General features: G+C 68.1%; 1 protein-coding gene. It reads left to right on the top strand.

Annotation, left to right across the window (positions count from 1 at the left end; translation table 11 throughout):
* Positions 1–133: 133 nt before the first annotated feature.
* Positions 134–414, top strand: a 281-nt coding sequence (locus HUA75_RS46070; RefSeq protein ID WP_217446594.1) for a VCBS repeat-containing protein, incomplete at its 3' end; no start/stop codon positions are given.

Genomic DNA, 414 nt, shown 5'->3' with positions numbered 1-414 from the left:
CGAAGGCAGGCTAGCCCTGCTGGTGGTGACCGGCCTCTCCTGTCTGCACCGGGCGCCCGCTCCGAACCCTATTCCGGCCCCGCCCACTGCCTCGCCGCCCGTCGGGCAAATCTACGCCCCGGATCCCTCGAGCATGCTGAGCAGCATGGGGAACTTCTCCACGGGCGCCGCCCTGGGGGACCTCGACCAGGACGGCTGGACGGATCTGGTGGTGTCCAATGGAAATGACCTCGCGCCCCAAGCGCTCGTGGCCTTCTACAACCGCAAGTCGCGGCAGCAGCCGTTCCCCAGCAGCGCCACCCCGGATTGGTACTCCGCAGGGTACGACTACCACGGCGGGCTCTCGGTGGGAGACGTCGACGGCGATGGCCTGCTGGACGTGGCGGTGGCGGTTCTCTTCGACAAGCTTCGTCA

Origin of the sequence: Myxococcus sp. CA040A (genome assembly GCF_013336725.1) — a bacterium.
Classification (GTDB): domain Bacteria; phylum Myxococcota; class Myxococcia; order Myxococcales; family Myxococcaceae; genus Myxococcus; species Myxococcus llanfairpwllgwyngyllgogerychwyrndrobwllllantysiliogogogochensis.
This window is presented reverse-complemented; position numbering and strand designations above follow the sequence as displayed.